Here is a 26,019-nt window from a genome sequence, read left to right on the forward strand (position 1 = left end):
CGCGTCAGCCCCCGATCTTCATCTCGGCCGCAGCCGGATTGACCGTGTTGTCGATCGTCACGCTGTTGCCGACGCTGAGCTTGTTCTGCCCGGCGCTGACAATCTGGTCACCGGCGGAAAGGCCCTTCGTCACCTCGATCAGCCCGCCGAAGCGGCGGCCGGCGGTCACGAAGACCTGACGGACAACGAGCTTCGGTGCGGCGGCCGAGGTCTTGTTGGCAGCCTCGCCGCCGGTGCCGGCGGACGCCGGCGCAGATGTATTGGCCGTGGCCGGCTTGTCATCCTCGACGACCTTGAAGACATAGGTGCCGTAAAGGCTCTGCACGACAGCGGTCTGCGGCAGGGCGATGACGTCCTTTTCGGTCGGCAGCACGATGCGGACGAAAGCGAACTGGCCGGGGAACAGGGCGCCGTCCGTGTTGTCGACCTCTGCCTGCAGCGAAATCAGCCGCGACTGCGGATCGATCTTGGGATCGATGCCGGCGATCTTGCCGGTGTGGGTGTAGACGCCCTCGCTGAGGCCGATCTGCACGGCCTGGCCGATCTTCAGTTCGGTGAGCTGCTGTTCGGGAACGGTAAAGTCGACCTTCATCACCTTGAGATCCTGCAGCGTCGCGATGGCCGTTCCGGCGGGCACGTACTGGCCGACGTCGATGCGCGAGATGCCGATGGTGCCGGAGAAGGGCGCAACGATCTGCTTCTGGTTGATGGCGGCCTGCACGCGCTCGAGCTGCGAACGGGAGGCGTCGAGGGCGGCGGTCGCGTTGTCGAGGTTGGACGTGGAGTTGAAGCCACGATCGGTCAGGGTCGACGTGCGCTTCAGCGCCTGGCTGTCGCGCTCGACATTGGCCTTGGCGGCGATCAGATCAGCCTGCTCGGTCTCGTCATCAAGCTGCACCAGCAGCATGTCCCTGGCCACGTCCTGGTTGGAGGTGAAGTAGACCTGCTTGACGATGCCCGAGGTGCGCGCGGGGACGTCGACACCCTGGCGAGCCTTGACGGTGCCGATGGATTCGATGCCTGGGGTCCAGTCCTGCGGCTTCACCTCGACGGTCGACACCGTCACCGGCGGGCGCGGCTGCTTGAAGTAGGCAGCGATCATTTCGCCCTTGAAACCGACAAACCAGAAAGCGCCATAGCCAAGGCCGGCGACGACGAGAAGGGCAAGGAGAAAACGGATGATCATTGAACCTGGCCATGCGGCTGAATATGCCGCGCAAGAGAGTGAACCGGCACCCGGACGGGCACACGGTCATCATAACAGACTGAAGCGACAGACACGACACGGACCTGTTTAACCGCATGCGCACCCAATCCAGACTTGCTAACTTTACCGTCTGCACGGTAAAGTCAAGTGTCGTTGCACACAGCTGGGATCGAGCAGCCCTGTTATGCATCAGCGACATGGCGAGGGGCAGACTGGGACGAGGCCCGGGAAACAGGCAAGGCAAGCGTGACGAGCGAGACAGGCAGTTCAACGGGAAAGCGCAATCCGCGCAACCGCGAGCAGACCCGCGAGCGTCTGGTCGATGCTGCCATGGATGTTGTGTTTGAAGATGGCGCCCGCCGCCTGTCACTGGATGCCGTTGCCGAGCGCGCCGGCGTGTCAAAGGGCGGGCTGCTGTATCACTTTCCGTCAAAGTCCGAACTGCTGCAGGCCATGGTCGCCCGTCATCTGGCCCGGCTGGCTGAAGCCATCCGCGCCGCTCACGCCGATCTGACACGGGACCGGCAACCCAATGCGCTGATCCGGGCCTATCTTACCGCCGTTTCGCAGGATCTGTGTACGGAGACCCAGGCTCCGATGGGGCTGGTGGCGGCCATTGCCGAGGAACCAGGTCTCCTGGAGCCAGTGCGCCTGCACAATGAGCGCCTGCTTGTGGAACTTCGGGCGACAAGCGAGACCCCGGACCTGGCCGAACTCGCCTTCCTGGCAGTGGAAGGCATCTGGTATCTGAAACTGTTCGGCTTGAAGCATTTCAGCCAGGCTCAGCTCGAGGCCCGGCTCGAGCTGTTTGCCAAGCTTCTTGCCGTGCCGCCGAGTTGTTGCGCCTCCTCCTGCTAGATCCGGCCAACAGAGCGGGAGCCATTCACGGCCTTGCTTCAGCCGTTTCGAACAGGAAGGCCGGCGGCCGATCAAACGGTGAGCCCAGCATCGCAAGCCACAGGCTGGTGGCAATCTTCTCCGCCTGGCGGATGACCACGGCGGCGGCCTCAGGCTCCTGGAACACATCCTGTGCGGTCGAGCGGAACAACTCGAGCCAACGCCGGAAGTCGTCGGTCTCGACCTCACCTTTCATCTGCATGTGGGCGGGAACAGGGCGGCCCTTGTACTCTCCGCTCTTGAGCAGCACGGACGCCCAGAACAGTTTCATCTTGTCGAGATGCACGTCCCAGTGGCCGGCCATGCGGGCGTCGAAGATGGGGCCAAGGCGAGCGTCAGCCCGGATGCGCAGATAAAAGCTGTCGACGAGTGTGGCGATGTCCTCGCGGGTGATTGACCCATGCAGCGGAACGCGCTGCACAGCGGGGCGGATGTCGATCGGATCCATCGAAGAGCTTTCGGCCTCGGCACATTGCGGACAGCGCCAACGTACTGTCAGGCCGCAGAGATGGCGAGCAGGAACCGGGCTTCGCGACAATGCGCCGCTTGGCACGCCCTGAGGTCAGACGGGCTCTGCTTGCAAAACCCGGCCTTTTGGCTATGTTCCGCGCGCAATTGGCCAGAGGCCTCCCCATGGCGGCGAGGCCATTCAACGTGACGAACGGACCGTCTCCATGGAAGTGAGTTCCCTGCATCAGGCTGGCGCGGCAGCTGCCCCGGTCCCGGCCGGATCCATGGCGGTGCCGGAACTGACGGTCGTGCTGCCCACCTACAATGAGCGCGCGAATGTGCCGCTGATCGTGGCGGCGCTGCACAAGGCGCTGGCAGGTGTTGCCTTCGAGGTGGTCTTTGTCGACGACAATTCGCCCGATGGGACGGCCGCAGCAGCCCGGGAGATCGCTGCAACGGATCCACGCGTGCGTGTTATCCGCAGGGTCGGCCGGCGTGGTCTGGCCGGCGCCTGTATCGAGGGAATGCTGTCGTCTTCTGCCCCGTATGTCGCAGTGATGGATGCGGACCTGCAGCATGACGAGACCTTGCTGCCCAAGATGCTGGCGGCGCTGAAGACCGGTGACGTTGATCTGGCGGTCGCAAGCCGCAAGGCCGAGGGCGGTGCCATCGGCGAGGGCCTGTCGAAGGTCCGTGCGGCAGGCTCCAACCTTGCCAATGCCCTGGCGCAGAAGCTGCTGAAGGTGACGCTGACCGACCCGATGAGCGGGTTCTTCATGCTGCGCCGTCCGATTGTCGACGAGCTGGCGCCGAAACTGTCGGCGCAAGGCTTCAAGATCCTGCTCGACATCGTTGCGAGCGGCGAAGGCCGCCTGCGCATCGTCGAGTTTCCCTTTGTTTTCCGCGAGCGGCGCGAGGGCGAGAGCAAGCTCGATACGCTCGTGACGTTCGATTACCTGGGTTTGCTGGTGTCCAAATATTTCGGCGACCTCGTGTCGGTCCGCTTCCTGATGTTCTCGCTGGTGGGGGCCAGCGGTGTGCTGGTGCATCTGTTTGCGCTGCGTGGCTCCATGCTCGGGCTGGGGCTTGATTTCAACGTGGCGCAGACGCTGGCGACCTTTGTCGCGATGACGACCAATTTCGCGCTCAACAACCAGCTGACCTATCGGGATCGCCGCCTTTCCGGCCTGGCGATGCTCCGCGGCTTGTTGACCTTCTACGCGGTGTGCAGCGTTGGCGTGCTGGCCAATGTCGGCGTCGCCAACCTGATCTACGAGAATGAGCCGGTCTGGTGGCTGGCCGGCACGGCCGGTGCGGCCATGGGCGCGGTCTGGAACTACGCCGCCTCGTCGGTCCTCACCTGGCGCAAGGCATGAGTGGCCCGTACCCTGGCGCCGCCGCGCGTGACCACGGCACGCAACAGCTGCCGGCCTGGCTCGCGCCGCGTTTCGTGCTGGGGGTGGTTGTTCTTCTGACCGTGTTCCGCCTGTGGAGCGCGGACAATGCCGGGCTGGTCGAAGACGAAGCCTATTACCGGCTCTGGGGGCTCTACCCGGCCCTTGGCTATTATGATCATCCGCCGATGGTCGGCTGGTGGATCTGGCTTGGCCAGGCGGTGGCCGGTGACACGGCGCTGGGCCTCCGGCTGATCGGTGTCCTGTCGGCGGCCGTTGGATCGCTGGCGCTGTGGCGGATGGCGGACATCCTGTTTGACCGCAAGGTCGCGGGCCTTTCGGTGCTGTTTCTGAATGCGACGCTGCTGGTCGGCATTGGCGGGATCCTGATTACGCCGGATGCACCGTCCGTGCTGTTCTGGGGCCTGACGCTGTGGGCGCTGGCGGAGCTGCACGTGTCCGGACGGGCCAACTGGTGGCTGGCCGTTGGCCTGTTCGCCGGTTGTGGCCTCTTGTCGAAGTATTCCGTTCTCTTTCTCGGCGCGGGGATCGTGCTGTGGCTGCTGGCTGTGCCGTCGGCCCGGCGCTGGTTCTTCTGCTGGCAACTGTGGCTGGGCGGCGCGCTGGCGATTGCCGTGTTCGCTCCGGCGCTTGTCTGGAACAACGCCCACGACTGGGCCTCGTTCTACAAGCAGTTTGGCCGTGCCGGGCGCGGTGGCGGCTGGACGAGCAAATACATCTTCGAATTCATCGGCGCCTTTGTGGGCCTCCTCAATCCGCTGATCGCGGTGCCGGCCGTCGCCGGTGCCGGGCTGCTGGCGCGGCGTCTGCGGCACGGTGACGGGGCGGCCGGGCTGCTGCTTCTGACCTCGCTGCCGTTCCTGGCCTATCTTCTGTTCCATGCGCTGCATTCGCGGGTGCAGGGCAACTGGCCGGCACCGCTGTTCCCGGTTGCCTGCGTGATGGCGGCGGTGTTCATCAGCGGCCAGACCGGGCGGATCTGGCGCGGGGTCGCGATTGCCGCGATCGGGATCGGGCTGACGCTTGGGATCGTTGTGCAGCTGCACGCCGTCGATGCCTTTACCGGCCGGTTCGCCCGCAAGGATCCGACATTCCAGCTGCGCGGCTGGCCGGAGATCACCGGCGAGGTCGAGCGGATTGCAGCGCAGGAAGGCGCAGCCTATGTCGCGACCACCGGCTATGGCCTGACTGGCCAGCTGGCCTATGGTCTGCGCCATGCCGGCCTGCCGGTCATCCAGCTCACCGAGCGCATCCGCTATGTGATGATGCCGGCACCGGACCGGGAACGGCTGGCCGCGACCGGGCTCTATGTCGCCGAGGCGCGCCGCGACGAAAGGGTCAAGCTTGAAGCGCTCTACGGCGAGGTGACGCCCGTTGCGACCCTCACCCGCAGCGTCCTTGGAACACCGCTGGAGGAGCTGGTCGTCTACCGGCTTGCCAATCCCAGGAGTGATCCGCTGGAGCCGATCAACCCGCAGGCGTGGCTTTCCGGCAACGCACCTTGACCGGGTGATTGCTGCTCTTGCGTCTGAACGTACCGAAATCATTGCCTTTTCCCCCGATTATGCCGTAGTCAGATCACGGGGTCTCGCAGCGGCATGCGGGTGGGGGCAGACATGAAGCGCATCACGCTTGCGGCGGTCGACTATGGACTTGCCTTCGGCATTGACCGGGCCTTGCGTGATTTGCTGTCGAAAGGCCGCCTCAGCGCTGTCGGCTGTCTTGTCGCATCGGATCTGTGGAGCCGGGAATACAAGCCCTTGCGTGAAGTGGCTGACGCAGTCGGCGGGCACGGGCTCGTCGGGCTGACGGCCGTACTCAGCGGCGAAGACCTTAAGCCGCAAAGCCAGCGCTGGGTGTCGACCTTCGGCGAGACGTTCAAGTCTCCGGCATGGTACGCGCGCCGGTCGGTGACCGGGCTTCTTCCGGATGAAGTCATCGTCGCCGAACTGGAGGCGCAGATCGCGCGGTTCCAGGACTACTGGGGCGGGGCGCCGCAGATCCTGACCCTGCGCAACGGGCTGATGCGGCACCGCGCCATAGCGCGGTTGGTGCTGACCGCGCTTGAGAACCAGAAAGTTGCTCCCCTGCCGCTGCTGATCTACCCGCAGGCGGATGGATGGGAAGCGCGCCGCTTTGCCCGCTTTGCGGCGCGGCATGGGCTGGAGACGCTGCCTTGCGGGCCTAGACTGCCGGATCTTGTCGACGAAGCGTCATTGCAGGCGGCGCTGCGGCTGCATTTCGACGGGTTGCCCGATCGTGCGGTGGTCGTGTGCAGGCCGGGGGAAGCCGATGACCGGCTGCGCCGGATGGAGCGCCAGCAGCAAGTGGAGCAGCGCGAGGTGCAAAGGCGCGTGCTGGCCAGCCAGACCTTCTTCAACACGCTCGCCGAGAAGGACATTTTCCTCTACTGAGCGCAAAAGCGAAAAAGCAGCCCGCGGGGGAGGGCTGCTTTTCGGAACTGTCCTTTGGACGGACGTAAGGGGAAGCCGGAGGTCTTTTGCTTCCCTGCTTGTACATATAGGCCGAGTTTGAGACAGTGCACGTGATACAGGTCACAGATGTGCAGGGCAGGCACGTCTGACGTTGGCCACCATTCGACGTGCTGTGAGGGCATCAGCCGTGGCGGATCTCGCTGGCTTTCTGGAAAACAGTTTCACCTTGCAGGGCCTGCCTTGCGAACTCGCAGACGGGCTGAGCAAGCTGGCCCGGCCGATGAAGGTCAATGCGGGGGCGATCCTGTTCGAGGCAGGCGATCCGGGCAATGGCTGCTACGCCATTCTGGAGGGATCGCTGAAGGTTTCGATCCTCTCGGTCGAGGGGGACGAGCAACTGCTGGCCGTGCTGGGGCCGGGCGATCTCGTCGGCGAACTGGCGCTGCTGGACGGCCGCCCGCGTTCGGCAACCGTGTCGGCCCTGAAGGCCGCGCGCCTCGCCTTCATCGACAAGCAGGCCTTCGAACGCTTCGCCGATGAAAACCCGCAGCTCTACCGGCATATGCTGGCCATCGTCGGCAAGCGGTTGCGTCACTCCAACGACGTGCTTGCGGCGCGGTCGTTCCTGCCGCTGCCGGGCCGGGTGGCGCAGACGCTGTTGCAGCTGTCCGAGACTTTCGGCAAGCCGCTCGACAATGGCCGCATCCTCATCCACTACAAGCTCAGCCAGTCTGAAATCGCCAACATGGCGGGAGCTGCGCGCGAGAATGTCAGCCGCGTGCTGAACGAGTGGAAGCGGCTGGGCACGATTACCCGCATCTCCGGCTATTACTGTCTGGAACGCCCGGAAATCCTGCAAAAGGCGGCAACGCTGTAACGGCGGCCGTATTCGCGACGATTAACCTCGACCTGTTTCGTCAGACAGCTTCAGCCGGCGGGTCGATCCGTGCGGGCTGCGTGCCGATGATCATGTCGGCCAGTGTCTGGCGATCAAGGCTGTCGAGAAAGGCGCGCGTTGCCTGAGCCATGGCGTGTTTCAGCGCGCAGCGCGGCAGGAACACGCAATCCCCGGGCTCATGCTGGAGGCAGGCGACGACGCCAAGGTCTGCCTCCATTTCGCGGACAACGGCACCGAGCCTGACCTCCGCCGGGTCCTTTTTCAAGGTCAGGCCACCGCCGCGCCCGCGTGTCGTGGCAATGATGCCGGCCCGGCCGAGCTGGGCGACGATCTTCATGACATGCGATTTCGACAGCCCGAGCCGGCGGCTCAGGCCGTCCACGGTTTCCGGCTGTCGGGTCTGTCCCAGATGAACAAGGATCCGCAGGGCGAAGTCGCTGGCTTGGCTGAGGCGCATGGGGTTCTTTCAAACATTCATTTCAGATGTTGATTTTAGATCGGCGTCATGCAATAAAAAAGATGCATCTAAAATGAATGTTTGAGGTTGCAGCATGAGCATCGTCCCTGAGGCCGCGCCGGGTGGCCATCAAGAACAAGACCGGTCAATACCGGTCCGGTTCGCCCTGCATCCGTCGATCACGGAAGCCAAGATCGCGCGTCTGGTGGAACGCTTCTATGGCGAGATCCGGCAGGACCAGCGCCTGGGGCCGATCTTTGACAAGCGTCTTGCCGGCCGGTGGGAGCTGCACCTGGCGAAGATGCAGATGTTCTGGCAATCCGTTCTGCTGCGGAACGGGGCCTACAAGGGCAAACCCTTGCCGGCGCATCTTGCGCTGAAAGAGCTGGTCGCTGGGGATTATCCGGCATGGCTCAGCATCTTCCGGCCGGTTGCCTTCGACGTCTTTGGCCCGCAGGCCGGTCCTCTGGTCGTCGACTGCGCCGAACGGATTGCGCAGAACCTGCAGCTTGCCAGTTTCTTCAGCGCCAGCCAGTCAGAGCTGACGGCTGTGTCCGCGGCCCACAATAGCGAGGTGCGCGATGCTTGAGACTATTGTACTTGTGGCTGAAGTGATCACCTTCGGCTGGTTCATCGTCTTCTCGATCATGCTCGTGTCCATGTATCTCGACTCGCGACAGATGGTCAGACCGCGGCTCGACGCGATCGGGCGCAGCTTGATGTTCAATGCCCGCCTGGCCTTCACAGCCGGCATCATCGCCCTGTTTTACCTTGCACTTTCGGAGTTTGGTCTTGTCTGAGAAACTCTCCCCCGCAACACAGGCATTCATTGCGAAGCCGGCGATCCGCGTGCTGCCGTTCATCCTGATCTGGATCGCGGCTCCCATGCCCCTGTGGCTCATGCTTGTGCTGAAGTTCTTCTACTGAGGCCCGGACAGTCGTGGCCTGTCGGCGGCGCGGAGAGACTGACAGCGCTGCCCGCGGGGTAGGCAGCGTGAAAAATGCGCATTCAAACCTGCGCGAATTCCATTAGGCTCGGCACAGTGATTTGAGCGGAGACGAGCCTTGACTGACGTTGCATCCCAATCCCCTTCCGAAGTTCTGGCAGAAGCTCCGAGCGGCGACCTGACTCTTCGCACCATGGCCATGCCGGCTGACACCAATGCCGCCGGCGACATTTTCGGCGGTTGGGTACTGTCCCAGATGGATCTGGCGGGCGGTATTGCGGCAGGGCAGCGGTCCGGATGCCGCGTGGTGACGATCGCGGTCGACAAGATGAAGTTCATCCGCCCGGTGCATGTGGGCGATGTGCTCTGCGTCTATTCGCGGGTCGGCCGGGTTGGGCGCACGTCCATGGAAATCAACCTGGAAGCCTGGGCGCTGCGCCATCGGTTCGGGCACCGCGAGAAGGTCACCGAAGCAACCTTTACCTTTGTCGCTGTGAACGACGAAGGCCGGCCGGTGCCGGTTCCCCCGGCGGCTGCCTGAGTACAGGCCCCACCAAGCTTGCCTGTTTCAAGAACTGTCGCCGGGGCTTTCAGCCCCGGCATGACAATGGCATCTCCGCACATCCCGCAAATGGGCAAGCGCAGACAGTCATGAGCTGCACGCAGCGTGAAATGCGCGCGCGAGCTGTGAAAATTTTGGGAAAAATCCGGGAACTGGGACGATTATCCGCGCAGGATCTGCCGGGCGCGACGCTCGAGATCGGCGTAGAGATTTTCGTCGATGGCTTTGGAACACCCGGAGTTCCACAGGGACATGAGCCCTTCAATCCGGGTCCGGCGCATCTCTGAGGTCAGCGGCGCATGCGGACGGCGCAGGACTGAACGCAGTTTGAACTGGCGCAGACGCTGCAAGACATAAAACTCCGAGGCGGTCAGCTGGTCATAGGCAGGAATCACGCCCAGATCAGCCGGCTGCACCCCGGAAACGACAAGGAGGGGAGAAACAGTCATGGCCTTACTCTCTTTCGACATTAAAAAATCCTCCGTCGGTTGCCCGAGGAGGACTGGCGCATTGAAGTACTGACCGCTTGGTTGCCGGACGCATCGCTCCAGCCACATCCCTTTGCGGAGACCACCTTGCCCGGACAGGCAGGTTGGCGAGGGCGCCAGCCCTACTCTTGATGATGGCCGCGTTATGCCATGGACGGTGCATGGGGTCAATCACCTGAAAGGCCCGGTTGGAGCTGTTTCCCAGTGCTCCGTTTGAGCCTCGCGCGAGGTGGTCAACAACTCCTTAACGGGATGCACCGCAGGGTGTCGGCGGCGCAGGTGAGCAGCGCAGGCAGGGATGCGCGCAAGGCCAGGGGACAGCGGGAGGGGACAGATGACAGGCGAAGGGATGAGCCGCCAGGGGCTGTTTGATCCGGCCCGGCCGTTGACGGCGATGATGCTGGCCTTCTGCGCCTGCTATGTCGACGTTGTCTGCGTCCTTGGCCTGTTCCACACCTTTACCGCCTTCGTCACAGGCACGCTTGTCGTGCTGTGCACGGAGATCTTCACCTTGCCGGAGGACGCCAAGCTGAAGCTGGTGGTGCTCGCGACCTTCTTCGCCGCGACGCTCGGCTGGTACGAGCTGATCGTCCGCCTGAAGGCCGCAGGGCATCTGCGGCTGGCGCCGCTCCTGGTGCTGGAAGCCGCGTTGCTGGTCGTGTTCCTGCTGGTGACCGTGCTTGCCGGGCCTCTGGAACATCCCCTGGCGCTGGCGACAATTGCTGCCGTGATGATCTCGACCCTCGCCATGTCGCTGCAAAACGTGATCATGAGCGAGCTGCTGAACTACCACGCACCGACAACCTTCATGACCGGCAACACCATGCGTCTGATTGCCGGACTGGTTTCCGGCTGGCTGGCCACGGCACCGGCTGCACCCGAGCAGGTGGCGGATGCGCGGGCGCGCGCCATCCAGCACGCGCAGGTGATCCTTGCCTTTGTCGGCGGCGGGCTGATGGCGGGCTTCGGTATGATGCAGGTCGGCTTTTATGCGCTGCTGCTGCCGGTCGGCATCCTGCTGACCATGGCCGCGGCACAGCGGCCGCAGTCATCCGGGCAAGGCTGATCCGCCACGTCCGTCTGTCACAGCCTGCTGGCGGGCGCGTCTTTAACTCATGACCCTGTCCATATCGGGAGGCGCGGCCTCCCGCAGTCATGAGGACCTGCCATGCCGGCTCAAGATGATCCCAGCCTGATGATGATCAACGCCAACAACGTCGGCTTCGGGACGGTGCGCCTCGATCCGGCGGCAGATGCGGGGGATTATCGCAACCACCTTTCCTTGACGCCGGCGCAGATGCCAAGCGTCTATTATGGAAGCCCGCTGAACAACAATTCCGTGCGGCTGCGTCCGTTGCATGAACACGGCTTTGTTGCCACCACAGCCGGCACGCGGCTGTATTTCGCCGTGGCAGGCCTGCTCGGTGACATGCAGAACCCGCGCAACGCGCTGTCGACGAGCTGGGAGGCGGTCACGGACCCGGTCTACAAGAGCAAGTACTACGTCTATGTCCGGCTGGGTGTCTCTGGCACCGACTTTGCCCAGACGCTCGCGGCGCTGCAGAACACGGCCCAGCTGATCACCACCGACGAACTGGTGAACGCCAATGCCGCCAACAACGTTACCGGTCTCACGCGGGTTGTCTATGTCACGGCCGGAGACCTCGCCGGGACGTTCTGGGCCTTCAAGCGCTCCGGCTGGAAAAGTGACTTTATCGGGCGCAGCGATGTCAACAAGCGCTATAGGCCCCTGTGCCTGATGGATTTCCCGATCGGGGCCATGCAGGTGGCCGCCGCGCAGGCGACGGGCGCCAATTTCGGCAACGCGCTGGCGCTGATCCCGGATGACAGGGCGAATGTGCATGTCGGCCACAGCCTGATCGATGCCAACAATCTCAGGGCCTACTATCAGGCGCAGGTCTACCCAAGTCCGGCCGGGAACGTGGCCGGCAACACGATCTGGACCAACTTCAGCCGGCTGGGCACATTCCTCCAGCGAGCATCCTACCCGGGTCTGCACGGTGTCGCGGTGACTGGCCCGAACATCCGGGCAGGCCAGCAATATTATCCGCGTGACTACTTCCGCAGCTTCCCGGTCTATGACCGCAACCTGCCATCCATCCAGGTGACGGCCAACCAGGCCGGCACCATGGCGGCGATGATCAATGGCTTCGTGAACGCCTGATGTGAACTGCTGGCGCGCGCGGTCCCGCCCGCGCCACTTCGCTCAATAATGCGGCGGCTTGTCGATCCGGTGGGTCGGCAGACCTGTCTCGATCAGCTCGTCGATCTGGTCCGTCATTTCCATCAGCTTGCGCGTCAGCCGGTCGATTTGCTTGCCCTGCTCGATGACCACGGCATTGAGCTCGTCAATCGTGTGATTGGCATGAGCAAGGTCGATTTCCAGTTTCTCGATCCGCTCTTCGGACATGGTGTCTCCGGGGGCCGTCAGGGGTAACAGACGAACCGCCTACGCTCATTTCCGCGTGAGGACAAGATGGCCGGGGCTTGGAAAGCGCGGCAGGCGTGCTAGATCAAATGCGTCCTACCCTTGCCTGCGCCGCCCGGCCCGGGCAGCCCAGCGAAAGCACTGCCATGACGACCCTTGCCGATTTTCCGATCACGCGGAAGTGGCCGGCCCAGCATCCGGACCGCCTGCAGCTCTATTCCCTGCCGACTCCCAACGGCATCAAGGTCAGCGCCATGCTGGTGGAAACCGGTCTGTCCTTTGAGGCCCACCTGGTTGACTTTGCCAGCAACGACCAGCTGACGCCGGAGTTCCTGTCGCTCAACCCGAACAACAAGATCCCGGCGATCATCGATCCGAACGGTCCGGCTGGTCAGCCGCTGGCACTGTGGGAGTCCGGCGCGATCCTGATCTATCTGGCCGAAAAGACTGGCCAGTTCCTCGCGAAGGATCCGGCACAGAAGTATGAAACGATCCAGTGGCTGATGTGGCAGATGGGTGGGCTCGGTCCGATGTCCGGCCAGCTCGGCTTCTTCCACAAGTTCGCCGGCCGCGAGTATGAGGACCGCCGCCCGTTCGAGCGCTACCGCGACGAGGTCAAGCGCTTGCTCGGCGTGCTCGACAAGCGCCTCGAGGGCCGCGACTGGATCATGGGCAGCGATTACAGCATCGCCGACATCGCCTGCTGGCCGTGGCTGCGGACAATCTCCGGCTTCTATGAGGCCGCAGACCATGTCGACCTGGCGAGCCGCACCAACGTGCTGCGCTGGTTCGAGGCCTGCATGGCCCGTCCGGCCAGCGAGGCTGCGGTCAACATTCCGCCGCGCGGCTGACGCGGGGCCAGACCAGACCCGCGTCCGCTAGGGCGTCGATCAACCCGTCGCCTGCCGTTCTGCCAGTTCTGGCGGTTACGGCAGGCTGGCGTGGTCGATCACATATCGGATCGCGTCGCCGTCATGAACCTGACGGAAGATGAGATAGTGCGAGGGGCCGGCCATCTCCCCGGCCGCCAGGGGGCGGGCGGTCTTCAGCGCGGCCACCTGGGCCTTGCCGATCGGATGGACGGTGAGCTGCGTCCCGTCAGCGCCAACCATCGTGTAAGGCGCATCGCCCGGTTGCCGTGCCAGGAAGGTCGCGGCGGGTTCGGCCTGCATGTAGCCGGACAGTTGCAGCATCGTCGTTTCGGTATGCGCGAAGGGCACGCCATCCCGTTGCTTGCTGTTGTGCCAGGAACAGAGCGGCATCAGGTAACAGATGCCACCGATGGCCACAGAGCCATCGCTGTTCGGCGTCATGTGGCCGCCGACATTGAACGAGGGATGCGACGAGGCATCCGTCGGCAGGGGCGAGGTGACATAGCAGTTTCCATTGATGCCGTTGTCGATCAACAATTGCTTCCAGGTCACGCCATCGATCTTCGGGTCATCCGTGCTGCCGTCGACGTTGTAGAGCGTTCCCGGGTACTGGACGACTGTTGCGGAGGTTGACGTCAGCACCGCATCGCCGAAATCTTCGTAGAACTGCTTGAGGATCTGCGCTGCCTCAGGTGTTGCCATGTTTGCCTCCTGCCCTCAGGGTTGATTGTCCTGTCGGCAGCATCATCTCGCCGCCTTCAGGGAAAGACGTTTGGCCGTCTCTCATGTGCCAGCCAAGCACGACAGGCGTGAAATGAACGGATGACCGGATGCGCGACAGCCGCCGGTTCGACTTAAATCCCCACGGATGACAAAAATTTAACTCGGCGCTGCCTTTCGCCCGCCCATATTCAGGGTCACGCCATTGTTTCGACCGCGCGCGGCTGCTTCGGCTGCGCCAGACCGGGAGACCGAATTTCATGCGGATGACCGCCGCCTATCGCCGTTGCCTTGCCGCAACCCTCCTGTCGGCCACCTTGCTGTCGCCACTTGCCCCCGTCGCCCTGGCGCAGACCGCCGAACCGCCGCGCATTGCGGCAAACCTGTCCAGCTTTACCCTGGCCAACGGGCTTGAGGTGGTGGTGATCCCTGATCGCCGCGCGCCGGTGGTCACGCATATGGTCTGGTACAAGGTCGGGGCGGCCGATGAGCCGGCTGGCCAGTCGGGTGTTGCGCATTTCCTCGAGCATCTGATGTTCAAGGGCACCAAGACGCGGGCCAACGGCCAGTTCTCGGCCACGGTCGCCAGCATCGGCGGCCAGGAGAACGCCTTTACCAGCAATGACTACACGGCCTATTTCCAGCGCGTGGCAAAGGAGCACCTGCCGCTGATGATGGAACTTGAGGCCGACCGGATGCAGAACCTCGTCCTGACCGACGAGATCGTGGCGCCGGAACGCGACGTGGTGCTGGAAGAGCGGCGCATGCGCGTCGACAGTGACCCATCCTCGCGCCTGCAGGAGGCGCTCTCCGCCGTGACCTACGTCAACCACCCCTATGGCTCGCCGGTCATCGGCTGGGAGAGCGAGATCGAGGCGCTGAACAGCAAGTCGGCGATCGACTTCTATGACCGGTTCTACACCCCGAACAATGCCGTGCTGGTGGTGGCGGGCGATGTGGACGCCGACGAGGTGCGCAAGCTGGCCGAGGCAACGTATGGCAAGGTCGAGCGCCGGGCCGAACCGGACGCGCGGGTGCGTCCCGGCGAGCCGCTGCTGGCTGGCAGCCGGTCGGTGCATGTGGAAGACGAACGGGTGCGGCAGCCTGCGGTGTCCTGGACCTGGCTGGTGCCAAGCCAGACGACGGGCAAGGACCGGGAGCCCGAGGCGCTGGAATTGCTGGCGCAGATCCTGGGCGGCGGCCCGACGAGCCGGCTCTACAAGTCCGCGTTCCTCGACAAGCAGATCGCCGTCGACGTGGGCGCCTATTATCTCGACACAGCGCTCGATGGCACGCGCTTCATGCTGTACGGCTCGCCGCGCGGAGAGGCCACCCTCGCAGATCTGGAAGCGGAGTTCACCACAGCGCTCCGCGATATCGCCGACAAGGGCGTCAGCGAGGACGAACTGAAGCGCGCCAAGCACAGTCTCGTGTCCTCGGCCATCTACGGCCAAGACAGCCAGATGGGCCTCGCACGGTTGTTTGGCGCAGCCCTCACCAGCGGCCAGAGCATCGAGGATGTCCAGAGCTGGCCTGCCCAGATTTCCGCTGTCACGGTCGCCGATATCCAGGCCGTGGCCAAGGCCTATCTCAGCACCGACCCGATCGCCGGCTATCTGACGCCGCCGGATCAGGACCACCTGCTGAAGCCGGCTGCCAATGCCGGCGCACCGGCCGGTCAGAAGTCCTGAGTCCAGATTTCGTCCGATCCCGAGAAGGACAGACCCATGTTTCATTCCCTCGATTTTCTGAAGCGGACGGCCCGTGTCGCCTGCGTCGGCTCGGCTCTGCTGATCGCTGGCGGATGGCCGGCGCTGGCCACCACGATCCAGCGCGTCACCAGCCCCGGAGGTGTGGAGGCCTGGCTGGTGGAAGACCAGACCCTGCCGATCATCGCCCTCAATTTCGCCTTCGTCAATGGCAGCACACAGGACCCGGCGGGCAAGGAAGGCGCCGCGTCGCTGATGGCGGCCTCGCTCAATGAAGGGGCGGGCGATCTTGATTCCGCCGCCTATCAGGCGCGCATGGAAGAGCTGGCGATCAGCGTCAACTTCGATGCCGGCACGGACCAGACCTACGGCAGCTTGCGCACCCTGACCGGCACGCGCGACGAGGCCTTTGAAATGCTGCGCCTGGCCGTCAACGAGCCGCGCTTTGATGCCGACGCTGTCGAGCGCATGCGGGCGCAGATCCTGGCCGGGCTGAAACAGGCCGAGGAAGATCCCGATTCGGTGGCCTCGCGCAGCTTCATGGAGGCCGCGTTCCCGGGCCATCCCTATTCCCGGCCGGGCAACGGCACCCTGGCCAGCATGGCCACGTTGACGCCGGAGGACCTGAAGGCGCAGCGGCAGAAGCTGTTTGTCCGCGAGGGGCTGGTGATCGGCGTGGTTGGGGCGATCGACGCCAAGACACTGGCGCCGCTGCTCGACACGGTGTTCGGCCCGCTGCCGGAAAAGAGCAGCCTGCCGAAGATCGCCGACGTCACGCCGAAGACCGGCGAGCGTATCACCCGGACCATGGACGTGCCGCAGACCACGATCCTGATCGGCGTGCCCGGCTTGAAGCGCGAGGACAAGGATTACCAGGCGGCCTTTTTGATGGATCATATCCTCGGCGGCGGCAGCTTCACGTCCTGGCTCTATGAGGAAGTGCGCGAGAAGCGCGGCCTGTCCTACGGCGCGGGCTCGGATCTTGTGCCTTATGCCCACACCGGCCTGCTGTTTGCCTCCGCCGCTACCCGGGCGGACCGGGCAGGCGAGACACTCGACATCATCCTCGCCCAGTTCAAGCGGATGGCCGAGACGGGACCGACGGCGGAAGAATTGGCAAAGGCCAAGGCGTTCCTCACCGGCTCCTACGCGCTGCGCTTCGATACCTCGGGCAAGATTGCCAGCCAGCTCGTCGCGCTGCAGACAGCAAAGCTCGGGATCGACTATTTCGACCGCCGCAATGCCGAGATCGAGGCTGTGACCCTGGATGACGTCAAGCGCGTCGCCAAGCGCCTCCTCGAAAACGCCGCGCCGCTGGTCGTCACCGTTGGTCCGGCCGCAAGCTGAGTGAAGCCTGATTTCCCTAAAGGAAACCAAGGCGGCCTCCGGGCCGCCTTTTTTGTATTTTGTTGGGCCGTACCAACCTTACCTGCCGTCGTTGCGTCTTTGCGCTCGCGGAGACAGACGGAGTGAGGGAAGCACCGCAAGTTCATGACGTGGTCTTTGTCCCAGGCCTCGTGGTTCTTGCCGGCCCAACGGGTCCCGGCACAGGGCCGGGACGGATTGGAGGAGCTTGATGAGGCCGCCGCGCCGTCCAGGCAGAGGAGATCGGCAGGGCTATCAAGATGCCATGCGGGCTTGGGTTGTTCCTGCAAACAGCCGCAGAACAAACAAAAAGGGCGGCCCGAGGGCCGCCCTTTCCGTAACCAAAGCTGATGGTCGGCTTTATGGACTTGCTTGAAGTCCATGCCGCACCCCGTGCCCGCATGGCGGGCACAGGACTTAAGCTGATGGTCGGCTTTATGGACTTCTTAGAAGTCCATGCCGCCCATGCCACCCATGCCGCCGCCGCCCGGCATAGCCGGAGCGTCCTTCTTCGGCAGCTCGGCAACCATGGCGCCAGTGGTGATCAGCAGGCCTGCGACCGAAGCGGCGTCCTGCAGCGCGGTGCGCACGACCTTGGTCGGGTCGATGATGCCGGCTTCGATCATGTTGACGTAGGTTTCGGACTGGGCGTCGAAGCCGAAGCTGACGTCGTTGCTTTCCAGAACCTTGCCGACCACGATCGAGCCTTCAACGCCAGCGTTCTCGACGATCTGACGGATCGGGGACTCCAGAGCGCGCAGGACGATCTTGATACCGGCCTGGATGTCGGCGTTGTCGGAAGACAGCTTCTCGACAGCGGACTTGGCGCGCAGCAGCGCAGTGCCGCCGCCCGGGACGATGCCTTCTTCAACCGCAGCGCGGGTTGCGTTCAGGGCGTCGTCAACGCGGTCCTTCTTTTCCTTCACTTCGATCTCGGTCGCACCGCCGACGCGGATGACGGCAACGCCGCCAGCCAGCTTGGCAAGACGCTCCTGCAGCTTCTCACGGTCGTAGTCCGAGGTGGTTTCCTCGATCTGCGCCTTGATCTGTGCAACGCGGCCAGCGATGTCGTCCTTGGAACCAGCGCCATCGACGATGGTGGTGTTTTCCTTGGAGATCGAGACCTTGTCGGCCTTGCCGAGCATGTCGAGCGTGACGCTCTCCAGCTTGATGCCGAGGTCTTCGGAGATGACGGTGCCGCCGGTCAGGATGGCGAGGTCTTCCAGCATGGCCTTGCGGCGGTCGCCGAAGCCCGGAGCCTTGACAGCAGCGATCTTGAGGCCGCCGCGCAGCTTGTTGACGACGAGGGTCGCCAGGGCTTCGCCTTCGACGTCTTCAGCGATGATCAGCAGCGGACGGCCGGACTGAACAACTGCTTCGAGGATCGGCAGCATGGCCTGCAGGTTGGAGAGCTTCTTCTCGTGCAGGAGAATGAACGGCTTCTCCAGCTCGGCGAGCATCTTCTCTGCGTTGGTGACGAAGTACGGGGACAGGTAGCCACGGTCGAACTGCATGCCTTCGACGACTTCGAGTTCGGTCTCGAGCGACTTGGCTTCCTCGACGGTGATGACGCCTTCGTTGCCGACGCGCTGCATGGCTTCGGCAATGTCCTTGCCGACCTGCACGTCGCCGTTGGCGGAGATGGTGCCAACCTGGGCAACTTCTTCCGAGGTGGTGATCTTCTTGGACGAAGCAACGAGGTACTTGACGGCTTCAGCAGCAGCCATGTCGATGCCGCGCTTCAGGTCCATCGGGTTCATGCCGGCGGCAACAGCCTTGGCACCTTCCTTGACGATGGACTGAGCCAGCACGGTGGCCGTGGTGGTGCCGTCACCGGCGATGTCGTTGGTCTTCGAGGCCACTTCGCGCACCATCTGGGCGCCCATGTTCTCGAACTTGTCTTCGAGCTCGATTTCCTTGGCGACGGACACGCCGTCCTTGGTGATGCGCGGTGCACCGAAGGCCTTGTCGAGCACGACGTTGCGGCCCTTCGGGCCGAGGGTCACCTTCACGGCATTGGCGAGGATATCCACGCCGCGCAGCATCTTTTCACGGGCATCAGCGCCGAACTTTACGTCCTTAGCAGCCATTTTCTCGTCTCACTTCTAATAGGGTTGATGTCAGAAGAATCCGGAGGTCCGCCAGAAAATCAGGCGATCACACCCATGATGTCGGATTCCTTCATGATCAGCAGGTCTTCACCGTTGATCTTGACTTCGGTGCCGGACCACTTGCCGAAGAGCACGCGATCACCAGCCTTCACGTCAACCGGGATCAGGTCGCCGTTGTCCTTGCGGGCACCCGGGCCGACGGCGACGACTTCGCCTTCCTGCGGCTTTTCCTTGGCGGTGTCCGGAATGATGATGCCGCCGGCGGTCTTCTCTTCGGAGGTTACGCGACGAACAACGACACGGTCGTGCAGCGGACGAAACGTCATTTGGCTCTTTCCTCTCATGCGGCGTGCCCCCATCTGAAAGCAGCACGCAATCCATTAGGTTGATGGCTCGAGAGAGCGCGGGAGATGATCCCGCGTCCTGTTAGCACTCCTCAACAGCGAGTGCTAACGCGTCCACGATGTAGGAGCGAGCCTCTGGCTTGTCAATGGACGCAAAGGTCAAAAAATGCGGCCGCCGGGATGGCGTCGAGAAACAAGGAAAACAGGGTAAACGGTGCGCGCTTGGCGATGATCAATCCGTTGCGGCTAAGCCGCATTGATCGCGTCGGCTCGGACAAAGCCGCGCAGGGTGAGGCCGGGGCCGGTGACGAACTGCGCAGGCCGGTCCATCCCTTCATCGGCGGCAACAAAGAGGAAGCTGTCGGCTGTCAGTTCGTAGATGGCCGGCAGGCGCTTGCCGGCGTCCTCGCCGATGCCGTCGATCCAGGTGATCGACTTCGGCTTGCAGGTGGCATCAAGTTCGAACACACCCTCGAGGATCGTGTCCTGGCCGGGGACGGCCACATGAAACCCGGTGCCATTGATCGTGGTGATCGCGCCAGGCAGACCGTGGCTGTCTGGCGGGTTGATGAGGCCATTTTCCTCGAAGCGGACCTGGAGCCAGCGGCCCTGCAAGGCCTGAAGGTCGGCTAGGGTCTGCTGGTCCATGGGATCTGTCCTTCCGCGTCTTGCGCCTGGCAGTGGCTTACTGCAGCCGCTCGGACCAGGACTGCTTCTTGCGGTAGATCGTCGACGGGCTGATTTCCAGCGCGGCAGCGGCCAGGGCAATGTTGCCGTCGAAGGCGTCGAGGGCATCCTCGATGATGCGGCGTTCCTGCGCCCACAGCGGTTCGATGCTGGAATGCGGCCGGCCGGCGCGAACAGGACGGCGCTTGTCGCGGGGATCTTCCGCCGGAGACCGTCCGCGGCTGAACGTGTCGCGGATCATCAGCGGCAGCATGTCATAGGCGACAGCGGCAGCGTCATTCATGATGACGATCTGCCGGATCGTGTTCTCGAGCTGACGCACGTTGCCGGGCCAGCCGTAGCTCAGCAGGCGGGCTTCTGCGTCGGCATCAAAGCCGCGGAACGAGCGGCTTTCTTCAGCGGCAAAGCGCGTGAGGAAGCCTTGTGCCAGGGGCAGGATGTCATCGCGCCGGTCGCGCAGCGGCGGAACGACCACCGGCAGGACATGCAGGCGATAATAAAGATCCTCGCGCAGCCGTCCCGCCGCGATTTCCGCCAGCGGATCGCGGCTGGTGGCGCAGATGACACGGACATCGATCTCGAGATCGGTACCGGTCGTGCGTGACGGCACCATGCCCGTCTGCAGCACGCGCAGAAGGCGGCTCTGCAGCGCAGGGTCCATGTCGCAGATCTCGTCGAGATGCAGCGTGCCGCCGTCGCACAGGCTGAGCAGATCGCTGCGTCCGCTGCGGCTGCCGGTCAGGCCACCGAACAGCTCGGCTTCGAGTTCGTCGGCGCTGAGGCTGGCGCAGTTGATGCTGACGAGCCGGGCGTCGCTGCGGCTGGACAAGCCATGGATGGCTTCGGCGCACAGGGTCTTGCCGGTGCCGGCCTCGCCGGTGATGAACACCGGGGCGTCAGATGGAGCCAGCCGACGGATCGTTGCGTAAAGCTGGCGCATCGTCTGGGACTGGCTGCTGAACCGGCCCACCGGTTGCGCGGTCTCCAGCGCGATGGTCGCGCCGGTCTCGGACGGACGGCGCTGTCCAGTTGGCTGGAAGCGGCCGCGCTGCATGTCCAGCTGGGTCCGCACCTTGTGGGTCAGGGTTTCCAGCGAATACGGCTTGGCCAGGAAGTCATGCGCACCCGCCCGCATGGCATTCAGCGCCCGGGTCATCGACCCTTCCGCGCTGACTGCAATGATGACGGCGCTGGGGCAGCGGACGGCGAAACGTGACAGGGCGTCGTCGCCGCCGATCGTTTCCATGTCCAGCACCAGAACATCCGTCGGCGCGAGGGCGAGATCCTCGAGGCACTGACGCGCGTCGGCGTAAAGAATGGGTTCTGCGACGGTTCCGGGCAATTTCGCGCAAACCGTGGCTGCGCGCATGGCGTCAGCTGGAGTTGCGTCCAGGACTCGAACTTGGAGGGACCCATGCAGGTCCGGTATGCTCCCCATGCCCGGGATACTCCCGTTGTTGTGATGATCCATGCGGCAGGACGATCGATGTTTGTGGATCAACATTCGTCGAACAGGGTAAACAAAGCGTTGTCACACAGTCACTTTGCGCCCCAGCTGGCTTGTCCCGGGCGTAACCTGCGGCGGCGCAGGTGAGGGGGCAACGGGGTGACGTAGGGGCGCGCTGGGCGCGTGGCTGTTGAACCCTTCGCCAGCGCGAATTCGACAAGGCGTCGCGAAAGTGCCGTCCGGGAGACGATGCCCCCTAGATGCCGCCGATCACGAGCCCGGCGACAAAGGAAACGACGGCAACCAGTCCCACCAGCTCCGGCCGCCGTGAAAACAGGCGGGCGAAACCCGCTGGCTCCGGCGGTCTTGCAGCGGCGGGATGCGGCAGAGGCAGCTCAGGTCCGGGCCTTGCAGTTTGCCCGGACGGTACAGGCGGAGCAGCAGGCACAGCCGATGGCTCGATCATCTGCGGTTCGTCGGGAAGCGCGGGCCGGCGCTGCAGGATGAACTGCGGCACATAGGATCCTTTCGGGATCTCGATGCGGATCGGGTCCTCCTGCCCCGTGCCGGCATAATAGTCCTGCAAGCGTTTGCGCAGACGGGCGGCTTCGACGCGCACAATCGGGTCTGTCGTCGGATTGAAGTCATAACCGCGGCCAAGCGCTTCGGTGGCGATGGTGTAGCCCTTCAGCGTCACGGGCGGGAGCTGGCACGTGGCTTCGACCACATAACGCAGAAACGCGCGGAGCTGGTCTGCCGAGGCGAATTCCGGGCTGGACAGGATCTTGTGCAAGGCAAGGCGGATGAGGTCGGTGTCCGGCAGACTTGCTGCCGGCGTCGTCCCGTGTGATCCGAGGCTGTTCTCGGCGGCATTGGTCTGGTTGCTTGCTTCAGCCTGAGGCAGGGCATACCAGGGCGGACCGCTCGTCGGGCCGGTCCCGATCCCGTCCAGGTCGTCGCCCGCACGCCCGTTTCTCACGGGTGTCCCGTTCCTCAAAGGTATCGTGGTGTCGGCATGCGTGCCGTCCTGCACTGCCGTTTCATCCATGCCGCCGTCTCCCGTCTTTGCGGTTGAGATCGTGCGGGGTGAAGCCCTCCCGAGAATTCCCCCTCATTGAGGCTAGTGCCGCTGCGGCAAATTGAAAAGCGGAAATCGTTAACCTGTGCCATGCTGCAGCCAGGCGTCAAAGCGGCAGAACGGCGCCCGGCGCATGCCTTAACCGGGGACAATAGGCAAATATTGCCTTGTTTGTCGGCATGGAGAGTCGGAAGCCCCGGGCCTTTGGGGCAAAATCGTTAACACAATCTTGATTCGGGGCGAGTTCGACAAAACGATATGGGGCGCGGGACAACCCTTCTCATTCTGATCTGCATGGGCGTGATTGCCCTGTCGTCGGCTGCTGTCCTGGTGTTCCAGTTTGGTCGCCCGCCCGGCGAAGCCCTGTCGCTGTCCCTCGCTCTCCTGTGCACCATGATCCTCGTGCAGGTGCTGCTCAGCCGCTCCCGCGACCGGGGGGAGGTTGCCAACGCGGTTGACCGGCTCGAGGAACGTCTCGCCGAGATCGATGATGACGTCACCAATCTGGAAGGCCGTCTGACCGGCGTCGAGCACACGGTGCCGCGCCGGACGCGGGAGGCCATCGATCCGCTATTTGCGGAAATCGAGGTGCTGGGCACGCTGGTGAAGCAGATGGCCGAGGCCATGTCGGACATGGAAACCCGGCTGGAGGACCAGCAGGCCCTGGCTGCGCCGCAGCCCATGCCGGAACTCACCTACCATCCCAATTCGCCTTACGCGCAGCCGATGCACCCGCAGCAGCCTGGCTACGCGCCGCAGCCGCAGATGTATCAGCAGCCGGCCCCCGGTTATCATCCGCAACAGCCGGGCTACGCGCCCGGCTATCAGCAGGCGATGCAGCCCGCGGCGCCCCAGCCGTACCAGCCAGCGCCGCAAGCGCCGCAGCAGTCCTATGACGTCGGCGGCGTGTCGCGCATCGAACCCGTGCTGGGTGACCTGCCGCCGATGCAGCAGGAGCCGCAGTCTGATCCGGCGATGCGCGAGCTGATCCGGTCCGCGCTGAATGCCAACCGCGTTGACCTGTTCCTGCAGCCAATCGTCACCCTGCCGCAGCGGCGGGTGAAATATTACGAGAGCCTCACCCGCATTCGCGACACCAACGGCGAAATGCTCGAGGCGTCGGTGTTCCTTCCCGAGGCGCTGCGGTCCGGCCTCGTGCCACGCATCGACAATCTGCTGCTGTTCCGCTCGGTGCAGGTGGTGCGCCGGCTGGCAACGCGCAATCGCGACGTGGCGCTGTTCTGCAACATCTCGTCCCTGTCGCTGGTGGACGAGACCTTCTTCCCCGGCTTCCTCGAGTTCGTGCGCGCCAACAAGAACTTCGGCGAACTGCTGATTTTCGAGTTCACGCAGGATGATGTGGCGCAGATGGGTGTGGTGGAAATGGAAAGCCTTGGCGCGCTCGCCGAGCTGGGCTTCCGTTTCTCCGTCGACCAGATCCACGACCTGAAGATGGACTTCCGCGCGCTCGCCGAGCGCGGCTTCCGCTTTGCCAAGCTTAATGCGGACTACCTGATCGGACGGCGGCCCACTGATCACGGCCATATCCATCCCGCCGACTTCGGCGATCTGCTTGGCCGTTACGGCATGGAACTGATCGCCGATCACGTCGAGACCGAATCGCAGGTGCTCGAATTGCTGGATGCGGACCTGACCCTTGCCCAGGGCTTCCTGTTCTCGCCGCCACGCCCGGTGCGGGCGGAGGTGCTGCAGGGCGCCCCGGCCCCCGCGCCGCGCAAGCGCGCCGCAGGGTGATGCCGCGCGGATTGCAAACTGCGGCGTCTTTGCAAACAAGGTGAGGCCAGGCGCGCCAACGGGTTGGTGCTGAGTTCACTTGCTCTCCGTGTCACCCCGGACGCAGCGAAGCGGAGATCCGGGGCCTACTCGCTTGCAGAGCCCATAGAAGCAATTGAAGCGCCGCAAACGGCGGGCATGACAGCAGGCTAAATCGCGATGCCGGTATCATCGCTCTGCAAACGAGTAGGCCCCGGCTCTCGCGATGCTCGGCCGGGGTGACAAACCGGAACCGGCAAACAACAAAAAAGGCGGCCACTGGCCGCCTTTGTCGCTTGTTGACGTCCGCGCCGGATCAGCGGCGCTGGATGCAGTCTTCGGTCGGGGAGGGGGTGCAGTTCATCTTGATCTGCGCGCCTTCCATTTCGAGCGTTTCGCGGCGCTGGACGTCCTTGGTGTCGGCCGGCTTGTTGAGCGGCGCATTGGCGGCCGGGGTCGAGTAGGTGACAGGCGGCTCGACGAGGTAGCGCCGGACCGGCTGGCCATCGGGCCCGAACAGCTTCGAGGTGTCGATCTGGCCGGCACCTTCGTGCTGCTGCTTCATCTCGGCCGGGGTCATCAGCTTGCCGCTGGTCAGCTCTTCGTCGCGCTTTTCCGCTGCGATGTCGCGCGGCTTGGACGACCCGAGCTGGATGCCGCGCATCTGCTCCGGCGTCAAAAGGTCGGTGCCGTTGCCCTTGGCATAAAGTGCCTTGAGATCCTGCAGTTCCTGGTTCTGCGGCTTCGGCCAGTTGGCAGCCTGCTCGGCGGTCGCGGTTTCCGGCTGCGGCAGCTCGGTCAGCTTGGCCGGCATGGCGAGCGGTGCACGCGGCTTGTAATCGATCGGCTTCTGCTTGGGATCGACCGCGCCAAGGCCTTCCATGATCTTGCGCACGGCAGCCTGGTCGACGCCTTCCTCATGGCCATTCGGGTCGGTCACGCAGCCGGCAAGGGCGATGGCCAGAGCCACAACGGCGAGGCTGGCGCGACGCGCGGACTTGCTGCCAAGCCGTGAAACACTCTCAATATACATCAAGCGCACGTCGCCATATCCCGTGTTGCTGAAAGGCCAGAAGGCCGCCGGGCGGTCACACCCCAGTCAATCCGTCTTAGAGCCGGATTTTGAGGCATTATTTGGACCGCTTGCAAACCCGTCATACAGGAGACCGACGACGCCGGCAACGATGGCCGCATCGGCCACGTTGAAGACGTACCAGGAAAAGTCTCCCCAATGGAGATGCAGGAAGTCATAAACCGCGCCATAGGCGAAGCGATCGACACCATTGCCGAGCGCGCCGCCGATGAGGAGGCCAAAGGAAATCGCGCCGACCCGCGTGGCCCCGCGCACGGACCAGACCCAGAGGCCGATGGCGGCAACAACGGTGAAGAGCGCCAGCGCCCAGCGGCCGAGATCCGTCTCCTGCTGCATCAACCCGTAGGAAATGCCACGATTCCAGACGGTGACGAGCTGCAGGAACGGCAAGAGGTCGACCGGCGGGCGGGCTGGCAGGTCATAGACGAACAGCAGCCACAGCTTGCTGGCCTGGTCGAGGACAAAGACCAGGGCAGCCAGCCAGGCAATGCCCCGGCTGGCCGGTCCCCAGAGCCAGCGTTCGCCAAACCCTTGCGGCCCGGATGCGGGTGCAGGGGCTTCGGCCTTGTCTGACGTGTCTGCCCTGGGGGCCGGATGCTCGGTCATTGCCTCAGG

General features: G+C 63.9%; 29 protein-coding genes and 1 riboswitch. Of the genes, 15 read left to right on the plus strand and 14 right to left on the minus strand.

The window, feature by feature from the left end:
• Positions 1-4 precede the first annotated feature (4 nt).
• Complete coding sequence (locus OVA12_RS18420; protein WP_268139878.1) at positions 5-1,186, minus strand: efflux RND transporter periplasmic adaptor subunit; 1,182 nt, start codon at positions 1,184-1,186, stop codon at positions 5-7.
• A gap of 267 nt (positions 1,187-1,453) precedes the next feature.
• Between OVA12_RS18420 and OVA12_RS18425 the strand changes: the two genes are divergently transcribed.
• Positions 1,454-2,065 (plus strand): TetR/AcrR family transcriptional regulator, encoded by a 612-nt coding sequence (locus OVA12_RS18425; RefSeq protein WP_268139880.1) that lies wholly within the window; start codon positions 1,454-1,456, stop codon positions 2,063-2,065.
• A 25-nt stretch (positions 2,066-2,090) separates the two neighbouring features.
• On the opposite strand, the gene OVA12_RS18430 is transcribed toward OVA12_RS18425, so the two are convergent.
• Positions 2,091-2,552, minus strand: coding sequence for a group III truncated hemoglobin (locus tag OVA12_RS18430; RefSeq protein ID WP_268139885.1), 462 nt, complete (start codon positions 2,550-2,552; stop codon positions 2,091-2,093).
• A gap of 286 nt (positions 2,553-2,838) precedes the next feature.
• Here OVA12_RS18430 and OVA12_RS18435 point away from each other — a divergent pair, with 286 nt between their 5' ends.
• From OVA12_RS18435 to OVA12_RS18450, 4 genes are all read left to right on the plus strand, one after another.
• A complete protein-coding gene (locus tag OVA12_RS18435; RefSeq protein ID WP_268141415.1) occupies positions 2,839-3,930 on the plus strand; it encodes a glycosyltransferase in 1,092 nt (363 codons plus the stop codon).
• Entirely contained in the window at positions 3,927-5,474 is a 1,548-nt protein-coding gene (locus tag OVA12_RS18440) for a glycosyltransferase family 39 protein (RefSeq protein WP_268139887.1), read from the plus strand. The genes OVA12_RS18435 and OVA12_RS18440 overlap by 4 nt, the downstream gene beginning before the upstream one ends.
• A gap of 111 nt (positions 5,475-5,585) precedes the next feature.
• Complete coding sequence (locus tag OVA12_RS18445; RefSeq protein WP_268139889.1) at positions 5,586-6,383, plus strand: ChbG/HpnK family deacetylase; 798 nt, start codon at positions 5,586-5,588, stop codon at positions 6,381-6,383.
• A 208-nt stretch (positions 6,384-6,591) separates the two neighbouring features.
• Positions 6,592-7,281: a Crp/Fnr family transcriptional regulator gene (locus tag OVA12_RS18450; RefSeq protein ID WP_268139891.1), complete on the plus strand. Its 690-nt coding sequence runs from the start codon at positions 6,592-6,594 to the stop codon at positions 7,279-7,281.
• Positions 7,282-7,321: 40 nt separating this feature from the next.
• Here the strand turns inward: OVA12_RS18450 and OVA12_RS18455 are convergent, their stop codons facing one another.
• On the minus strand, positions 7,322-7,759 hold the full coding sequence (locus OVA12_RS18455; RefSeq protein ID WP_268139893.1) for an RrF2 family transcriptional regulator: 438 nt from the start codon (positions 7,757-7,759) through the stop codon (positions 7,322-7,324).
• A gap of 94 nt (positions 7,760-7,853) precedes the next feature.
• Between OVA12_RS18455 and OVA12_RS18460 the strand changes: the two genes are divergently transcribed.
• The 4 genes from OVA12_RS18460 (at position 7,854) to OVA12_RS18475 (ending at position 9,247) form a co-directional block, all read left to right on the plus strand.
• On the plus strand, positions 7,854-8,348 hold the full coding sequence (locus OVA12_RS18460; RefSeq protein WP_268139895.1) for a group III truncated hemoglobin: 495 nt from the start codon (positions 7,854-7,856) through the stop codon (positions 8,346-8,348).
• A complete protein-coding gene (locus tag OVA12_RS18465; protein ID WP_268139897.1) occupies positions 8,341-8,559 on the plus strand; it encodes a hypothetical protein in 219 nt (72 codons plus the stop codon). Before OVA12_RS18460 ends, OVA12_RS18465 begins: the two co-directional genes overlap by 8 nt.
• The gene (locus OVA12_RS18470; RefSeq protein WP_268139899.1) at positions 8,552-8,686 is read left to right on the plus strand and encodes a hypothetical protein; all 135 of its coding nucleotides are present in this window, start codon (positions 8,552-8,554) and stop codon (positions 8,684-8,686) included. The genes OVA12_RS18465 and OVA12_RS18470 overlap by 8 nt, the downstream gene beginning before the upstream one ends.
• Positions 8,687-8,899: 213 nt before the next feature.
• Complete coding sequence (locus OVA12_RS18475; RefSeq protein ID WP_268141417.1) at positions 8,900-9,247, plus strand: acyl-CoA thioesterase; 348 nt, start codon at positions 8,900-8,902, stop codon at positions 9,245-9,247.
• A gap of 182 nt (positions 9,248-9,429) precedes the next feature.
• Here OVA12_RS18475 and OVA12_RS18480 read toward each other — a convergent pair whose 3' ends face one another.
• Positions 9,430-9,717: a hypothetical protein gene (locus tag OVA12_RS18480; protein ID WP_268139901.1), complete on the minus strand. Its 288-nt coding sequence runs from the start codon at positions 9,715-9,717 to the stop codon at positions 9,430-9,432.
• A 67-nt stretch (positions 9,718-9,784) separates the two neighbouring features.
• A riboswitch (SAM-I-IV-variant riboswitch) is annotated at positions 9,785-9,896 on the minus strand.
• A gap of 194 nt (positions 9,897-10,090) precedes the next feature.
• On the opposite strand from OVA12_RS18480, the gene OVA12_RS18485 reads away from it, so the two are divergent.
• Both OVA12_RS18485 and OVA12_RS18490 read left to right on the plus strand, forming a co-directional pair.
• Complete coding sequence (locus tag OVA12_RS18485) at positions 10,091-10,822, plus strand: YoaK family protein (protein ID WP_268139903.1); 732 nt, start codon at positions 10,091-10,093, stop codon at positions 10,820-10,822.
• Positions 10,823-10,924: 102 nt separating this feature from the next.
• Positions 10,925-11,941, plus strand: a complete 1,017-nt coding sequence (locus tag OVA12_RS18490) for a hypothetical protein (protein ID WP_268139905.1) — start codon at positions 10,925-10,927, stop codon at positions 11,939-11,941.
• Between the two features lie 42 nt (positions 11,942-11,983).
• Here the strand turns inward: OVA12_RS18490 and OVA12_RS18495 are convergent, their stop codons facing one another.
• Positions 11,984-12,187, minus strand: a complete 204-nt coding sequence (locus OVA12_RS18495) for a SlyX family protein (protein WP_268139907.1) — start codon at positions 12,185-12,187, stop codon at positions 11,984-11,986.
• 164 nt (positions 12,188-12,351) lie between these two features.
• On the opposite strand from OVA12_RS18495, the gene OVA12_RS18500 reads away from it, so the two are divergent.
• Positions 12,352-13,056 carry a glutathione binding-like protein gene (locus tag OVA12_RS18500; RefSeq protein ID WP_268139909.1) on the plus strand — a complete coding sequence of 235 codons (705 nt, stop codon included), beginning with the start codon at positions 12,352-12,354 and terminating at the stop codon, positions 13,054-13,056.
• Between the two features lie 75 nt (positions 13,057-13,131).
• Here OVA12_RS18500 and OVA12_RS18505 read toward each other — a convergent pair whose 3' ends face one another.
• Positions 13,132-13,779, minus strand: coding sequence for a hypothetical protein (locus OVA12_RS18505; RefSeq protein ID WP_268139911.1), 648 nt, complete (start codon positions 13,777-13,779; stop codon positions 13,132-13,134).
• On the minus strand, positions 13,766-14,059 hold the full coding sequence (locus OVA12_RS18510; protein WP_268139913.1) for a hypothetical protein: 294 nt from the start codon (positions 14,057-14,059) through the stop codon (positions 13,766-13,768). The genes OVA12_RS18505 and OVA12_RS18510 overlap by 14 nt, the downstream gene beginning before the upstream one ends.
• Between OVA12_RS18510 and OVA12_RS18515 the strand changes: the two genes are divergently transcribed.
• Positions 14,058-15,488, plus strand: a complete 1,431-nt coding sequence (locus OVA12_RS18515) for a M16 family metallopeptidase (RefSeq protein WP_268139915.1) — start codon at positions 14,058-14,060, stop codon at positions 15,486-15,488. The genes OVA12_RS18510 and OVA12_RS18515 overlap by 2 nt on opposite strands.
• A gap of 36 nt (positions 15,489-15,524) precedes the next feature.
• Positions 15,525-16,853 carry a M16 family metallopeptidase gene (locus tag OVA12_RS18520; RefSeq protein WP_268139917.1) on the plus strand — a complete coding sequence of 443 codons (1,329 nt, stop codon included), beginning with the start codon at positions 15,525-15,527 and terminating at the stop codon, positions 16,851-16,853.
• 464 nt (positions 16,854-17,317) lie between these two features.
• Here OVA12_RS18520 and groL read toward each other — a convergent pair whose 3' ends face one another.
• From groL to OVA12_RS18545, 5 genes are all read right to left on the minus strand, one after another.
• Positions 17,318-18,961, minus strand: a complete 1,644-nt coding sequence (gene groL, locus OVA12_RS18525; RefSeq protein ID WP_268139919.1) for a chaperonin GroEL — start codon at positions 18,959-18,961, stop codon at positions 17,318-17,320.
• 59 nt (positions 18,962-19,020) lie between these two features.
• Positions 19,021-19,308: a co-chaperone GroES gene (gene groES, locus OVA12_RS18530; protein ID WP_268139921.1), complete on the minus strand. Its 288-nt coding sequence runs from the start codon at positions 19,306-19,308 to the stop codon at positions 19,021-19,023.
• 264 nt (positions 19,309-19,572) lie between these two features.
• Entirely contained in the window at positions 19,573-19,974 is a 402-nt protein-coding gene (locus tag OVA12_RS18535) for a TIGR03067 domain-containing protein (RefSeq protein ID WP_268139923.1), read from the minus strand.
• Between the two features lie 37 nt (positions 19,975-20,011).
• Entirely contained in the window at positions 20,012-21,382 is a 1,371-nt protein-coding gene (locus OVA12_RS18540) for a sigma-54-dependent transcriptional regulator (protein ID WP_268139925.1), read from the minus strand.
• 334 nt (positions 21,383-21,716) lie between these two features.
• Positions 21,717-22,508: a hypothetical protein gene (locus OVA12_RS18545; RefSeq protein ID WP_268139927.1), complete on the minus strand. Its 792-nt coding sequence runs from the start codon at positions 22,506-22,508 to the stop codon at positions 21,717-21,719.
• A 288-nt stretch (positions 22,509-22,796) separates the two neighbouring features.
• Between OVA12_RS18545 and OVA12_RS18550 the strand changes: the two genes are divergently transcribed.
• Complete coding sequence (locus OVA12_RS18550; protein WP_268139929.1) at positions 22,797-24,293, plus strand: EAL domain-containing protein; 1,497 nt, start codon at positions 22,797-22,799, stop codon at positions 24,291-24,293.
• A 334-nt stretch (positions 24,294-24,627) separates the two neighbouring features.
• Here the strand turns inward: OVA12_RS18550 and OVA12_RS18555 are convergent, their stop codons facing one another.
• Both OVA12_RS18555 and lspA read right to left on the minus strand, forming a co-directional pair.
• On the minus strand, positions 24,628-25,344 hold the full coding sequence (locus tag OVA12_RS18555; protein ID WP_268139931.1) for a hypothetical protein: 717 nt from the start codon (positions 25,342-25,344) through the stop codon (positions 24,628-24,630).
• A 66-nt stretch (positions 25,345-25,410) separates the two neighbouring features.
• Entirely contained in the window at positions 25,411-26,010 is a 600-nt protein-coding gene (lspA, locus tag OVA12_RS18560; RefSeq protein ID WP_268139933.1) for a signal peptidase II, read from the minus strand.
• Between the last annotated feature and the right edge of the window lie 9 nt (positions 26,011-26,019).

Source organism: Pannonibacter sp. SL95 (assembly GCF_026672425.1).
Taxonomy (GTDB): Bacteria; Pseudomonadota; Alphaproteobacteria; order Rhizobiales; family Stappiaceae; genus Pannonibacter.

Bases quoted from the DNA above. Each gene is read 5' to 3' on its own strand.
- OVA12_RS18420 (WP_268139878.1), bottom strand. From the start codon at position 1,186: ATGATCATCCGTTTTCTCCTTGCCCTTCTCGTCGTCGCCGGCCTTGGC.
- OVA12_RS18430 (WP_268139885.1), bottom strand. From the start codon at position 2,552: ATGGATCCGATCGACATCCGCCCCGCTGTGCAGCGCGTTCCGCTGCAT.
- OVA12_RS18435 (WP_268141415.1), top strand. From the start codon at position 2,839: ATGGCGGTGCCGGAACTGACGGTCGTGCTGCCCACCTACAATGAGCGC.
- OVA12_RS18440 (WP_268139887.1), top strand. From the start codon at position 3,927: ATGAGTGGCCCGTACCCTGGCGCCGCCGCGCGTGACCACGGCACGCAA.
- OVA12_RS18445 (WP_268139889.1), top strand. From the start codon at position 5,586: ATGAAGCGCATCACGCTTGCGGCGGTCGACTATGGACTTGCCTTCGGC.
- OVA12_RS18455 (WP_268139893.1), bottom strand. From the start codon at position 7,759: ATGCGCCTCAGCCAAGCCAGCGACTTCGCCCTGCGGATCCTTGTTCAT.
- OVA12_RS18460 (WP_268139895.1), top strand. From the start codon at position 7,854: ATGAGCATCGTCCCTGAGGCCGCGCCGGGTGGCCATCAAGAACAAGAC.
- OVA12_RS18465 (WP_268139897.1), top strand. From the start codon at position 8,341: ATGCTTGAGACTATTGTACTTGTGGCTGAAGTGATCACCTTCGGCTGG.
- OVA12_RS18475 (WP_268141417.1), top strand. From the start codon at position 8,900: ATGGCCATGCCGGCTGACACCAATGCCGCCGGCGACATTTTCGGCGGT.
- OVA12_RS18480 (WP_268139901.1), bottom strand. From the start codon at position 9,717: ATGACTGTTTCTCCCCTCCTTGTCGTTTCCGGGGTGCAGCCGGCTGAT.
- OVA12_RS18485 (WP_268139903.1), top strand. From the start codon at position 10,091: ATGACAGGCGAAGGGATGAGCCGCCAGGGGCTGTTTGATCCGGCCCGG.
- OVA12_RS18490 (WP_268139905.1), top strand. From the start codon at position 10,925: ATGCCGGCTCAAGATGATCCCAGCCTGATGATGATCAACGCCAACAAC.
- OVA12_RS18495 (WP_268139907.1), bottom strand. From the start codon at position 12,187: ATGTCCGAAGAGCGGATCGAGAAACTGGAAATCGACCTTGCTCATGCC.
- OVA12_RS18500 (WP_268139909.1), top strand. From the start codon at position 12,352: ATGACGACCCTTGCCGATTTTCCGATCACGCGGAAGTGGCCGGCCCAG.
- OVA12_RS18505 (WP_268139911.1), bottom strand. From the start codon at position 13,779: ATGGCAACACCTGAGGCAGCGCAGATCCTCAAGCAGTTCTACGAAGAT.
- OVA12_RS18515 (WP_268139915.1), top strand. From the start codon at position 14,058: ATGCGGATGACCGCCGCCTATCGCCGTTGCCTTGCCGCAACCCTCCTG.
- OVA12_RS18510 (WP_268139913.1), bottom strand. From the start codon at position 14,059: ATGAAATTCGGTCTCCCGGTCTGGCGCAGCCGAAGCAGCCGCGCGCGG.
- OVA12_RS18520 (WP_268139917.1), top strand. From the start codon at position 15,525: ATGTTTCATTCCCTCGATTTTCTGAAGCGGACGGCCCGTGTCGCCTGC.
- groL (WP_268139919.1), bottom strand. From the start codon at position 18,961: ATGGCTGCTAAGGACGTAAAGTTCGGCGCTGATGCCCGTGAAAAGATG.
- groES (WP_268139921.1), bottom strand. From the start codon at position 19,308: ATGACGTTTCGTCCGCTGCACGACCGTGTCGTTGTTCGTCGCGTAACC.
- OVA12_RS18535 (WP_268139923.1), bottom strand. From the start codon at position 19,974: ATGGACCAGCAGACCCTAGCCGACCTTCAGGCCTTGCAGGGCCGCTGG.
- OVA12_RS18540 (WP_268139925.1), bottom strand. From the start codon at position 21,382: ATGCGCGCAGCCACGGTTTGCGCGAAATTGCCCGGAACCGTCGCAGAA.
- OVA12_RS18545 (WP_268139927.1), bottom strand. From the start codon at position 22,508: ATGGATGAAACGGCAGTGCAGGACGGCACGCATGCCGACACCACGATA.
- OVA12_RS18550 (WP_268139929.1), top strand. From the start codon at position 22,797: ATGGGGCGCGGGACAACCCTTCTCATTCTGATCTGCATGGGCGTGATT.
- OVA12_RS18555 (WP_268139931.1), bottom strand. From the start codon at position 25,344: ATGTATATTGAGAGTGTTTCACGGCTTGGCAGCAAGTCCGCGCGTCGC.
- lspA (WP_268139933.1), bottom strand. From the start codon at position 26,010: ATGACCGAGCATCCGGCCCCCAGGGCAGACACGTCAGACAAGGCCGAA.